Here is a 3332-nt window from a genome sequence, read left to right as displayed (position 1 = left end):
GTATTATAATACATGTTTTTATTTCTTTATTTATTTTTTTTAAATATTTAAATATTTTTAAGTTATTACTTGTCAACGCATATGCTATTATAACTTTATTATTTTTACCATCTAATGCCCATTTTTTTATATAATATTTTATTGAAATTAATTTAGAAATTATTTTAAAACCCGTTAAATTTATAAATCCTATATTATAATCTTCACAATAATTTATTTTTTCACAATGATTAAATTTATAAGATTTTATTATTAATTTTTTATATCTAAATGGAAAAGATCCAATATAAAGTGAATTTAATATTTTTATTGAATTTATTAAATTTAAATCTAAACCTTTTACTATGTTCCATTGAAATACATTAGCTGCATTTTGTATATTACCTTTTGAATAGCTTAAAATTTCATATTCTTTTTCTTTTGGAAATAAACCTGCCAAAAATAATACATCTAATTCTTCTTTCATTTTTAAATCTCCATATTTAATTTTATGAAATTAATCATTGGTTATATATTGTAATATATGATATTTTATTACAAAAGTTGACTAAATATATTTTATAAAACTTTTTCTAATGTCATGATATATGTTCAAACTATAAAAGAACCATGTTATAAACATGATTCTAATAATTTATTTCTTTATTTTATCTATAACTAAATTACTTACTTTTTCCAAATTATAATTTTCATATAAATATTTATTTGCGTTGCTACCTAATTTTTCTGATAACTCTTTATCATTTGTAAATTTATTTATATAACTATTAAACTCTTTTAAATTACCACTTTCACACCAATAACCAAAGCTTCCTTCATTAATACAATCTTTAATATCCGTATTAATATCTGTAGCAGCTATTACGGGCAAACTAAACTCCATATAACTTAATAATCTAGATGGAAAATTTGGTATAGTAAATCTTTTATCTAATAAAATTAATCCTATATCACTTATTTTAAGAATATTATCATACTTATTATTATTTAGAGACTTCATTAATTTTACATTATTAGCTTTTTCATTTTCTAAAAATATTTTTAACTTATTGAACTCTGTTCCATATCCTACTATTAAAAAGAATACTTCTTTTTTATTTTTATTATCTTTTATAATTTCCATTAAAAAAGGAATTCCTTGAGGTCTCCCTAAGTTTCCTCCATATAAAATTAATAAAGCATCTTTTTTAACACCTAAATTTTTTCTTAATACTTCTTTTTCTTCTAATGATAATGGAATTATTTTTCTTGGATTTATACTGTTAGGACATACTTCTACTTTTTCTTCTTTTAAATAAGGATTGTGCTTTAATATATATTTTTTATTTCCTTTACTCATACATCCTACATAATCTGATGAGTTATATAACTTAATTTCTTTTCTTCTAAAATATCTATAAATAATTCCTTTATATTTTATCATTCCCATATCAACTGCATTTTGTGGAAATATATCTTTTAATAATAAATAAGATTTTGCTTTATCTCTTTTCTTTATATAATTTATTAATTTAGTAAATGTAATAGGTGGGGTAGATGATATTACTAAATCAAATTTAATATTGTTAAAATACTTTTTTATAGCTTTTCTATATTGTCTTTCAATTAATAATGTAGAAATTGCTTTTTCTATAATGTTATTTTTCTGAAGGTTTCCTGTTTTAACCCTTAATACTTTAACACCTTGCTCTATCATAAAACAAGTATCTCTTTTAAATTTACGTTCTAGAGAAGTTACTACAAAAACATTATTATTTTTCTCTACAAAACTTTTCATTAAATCAACATAGATTCCTCTAGCTTCTTCTCCTTCTAGATAAAATAAAGTTAAAAATAATATATTCAAGGTTTTCCCTCCAACTTTTCTTTAGTTAGTTTCTGCCATTAAATTTTTCCATAGTTACATTCTCACTTTGATTTATTCCATGTCTTTTAAATAATTTATAAAAGGTTTTAAAAAAAATTTTAATATCTAATTTAAAAGACCAATTTTCTACATACCACACATCTAATTTAAATTTTTCACACCACGATATGGAATTTCTTCCATTTATCTGTGCCCATCCTGTCATACCTGGTTTAACATTATGCCTTTTTATTTGTTCCTCATCATATAATGAAAGATATTCTACTAATAAAGGTCTTGGTCCTATTAAGCTCATATCTCCCTTTAAAATATTAATAAGTTCTGGTAATTCATCTATACTTGTACTTCTTAAAAAGCTTCCTAATTTAGTTTTTCTTTTTTCATCTGGTAATATATTACCTTTACTATCTTTTAAATTTTTCATAGTTCTAAATTTAATTATTTTAAAAATTTTATTATCTTTTCCTATTCTTTCTTGAGTAAATAATATGGGACTACCTAATTTTATTTTTATTGCTAAAATACTTATTAGAATTATTGGTGAAAACACTAATAAACCGCCTAAAGCAGCTATAATATCAAAAAATCGTTTTAAAAACAATCCTATCTTTTTTGTTTTTTTTTCCTCCATAATATCCCCCATTAAATATTAATACCTCTTCATCCTTAATTCTAATTTACTTTTATTTTATTATTTTAGCGGGTACCCCTACAGCAGTTTTATTTTTTTCTATATCTTTTACCACCACTGCTCCTGCTCCAATTATACTATTTTCTCCTATTATCTTTTGTTGAATTATTCTAGCTCCTGTACCAATTTGCACGCATTTTTCTATAACGCAGTTTCCTGATATACTAACACTTGGATTTATAGTAACAAAATCTTTTATTATAACATCATGTCCTATAGTACAATTTAAATTTATTATTACATGTTCTTCTATAATGCAATTTACAGTAATTATATTTCTAGAAGTAATTATACTACCTTCCCCTATTTTATTAGTTTTAGATATATTTACATTAGGATGAATTAAAGTTGCTGCTTTTAAATCAAATTTATTACATCTATCCACTATTAGACTTCTTAACTTAGAAGCTCCTACTGCACAAACATAATAAATATTTTCCTTACCTTTTAAATACTCTAATGTACCTAATATCTTATATCCATTTAGCTCTTTTCCCTGTTTTGATATATCATCATCAATAAAACCAAGTAAATTCCATTGCTTTTTATTTTCATTTATTTCCTCCACAAGCCAAGCAACTTCTCTTCCAAATCCACCAGCACCAATTATAACTAAATCCTTCATAAAATCCTCTCCTAAGAGTATTGTTAGTGTAAAGTTTCTACACTACTTTTCTTTTTAAAATCTTTATATATCAAGGTTTCGAAAGTTTTTTTGCATAAAAAAACAACGACCCCCTAATTTCATGTTAAAATTGAATCTCAAAACCACAA

4 protein-coding genes are annotated in these 3332 nt (G+C 22.9%); all 4 read right to left on the bottom strand.

The window, feature by feature from the left end; genetic code table 11:
• The coding region (locus tag GBZ86_RS14050) for a hypothetical protein (RefSeq protein ID WP_152891687.1) at nt 1-466 on the bottom strand (466 nt) is incomplete at its 3' end.
• Nucleotides 467-634: 168 nt separating this feature from the next.
• Nucleotides 635-1846 carry a glycosyltransferase family 4 protein gene (locus tag GBZ86_RS14045; RefSeq protein ID WP_207707462.1) on the bottom strand — a complete coding sequence of 404 codons (1212 nt, stop codon included), beginning with the start codon at nt 1844-1846 and terminating at the stop codon, nt 635-637.
• Between the two features lie 25 nt (nt 1847-1871).
• Nucleotides 1872-2498 (bottom strand): sugar transferase, encoded by a 627-nt coding sequence (locus GBZ86_RS14040; RefSeq protein WP_152891685.1) that lies wholly within the window; start codon nt 2496-2498, stop codon nt 1872-1874.
• Between the two features lie 52 nt (nt 2499-2550).
• On the bottom strand, nt 2551-3183 hold the full coding sequence (locus GBZ86_RS14035) for an acetyltransferase (protein WP_152891683.1): 633 nt from the start codon (nt 3181-3183) through the stop codon (nt 2551-2553).
• Between the last annotated feature and the right edge of the window lie 149 nt (nt 3184-3332).

This window comes from Clostridium tarantellae, from assembly GCF_009295725.1.
GTDB classification, from domain to species: Bacteria; Bacillota; Clostridia; order Clostridiales; family Clostridiaceae; genus Sarcina; species Sarcina tarantellae.
This window is presented reverse-complemented; position numbering and strand designations above follow the sequence as displayed.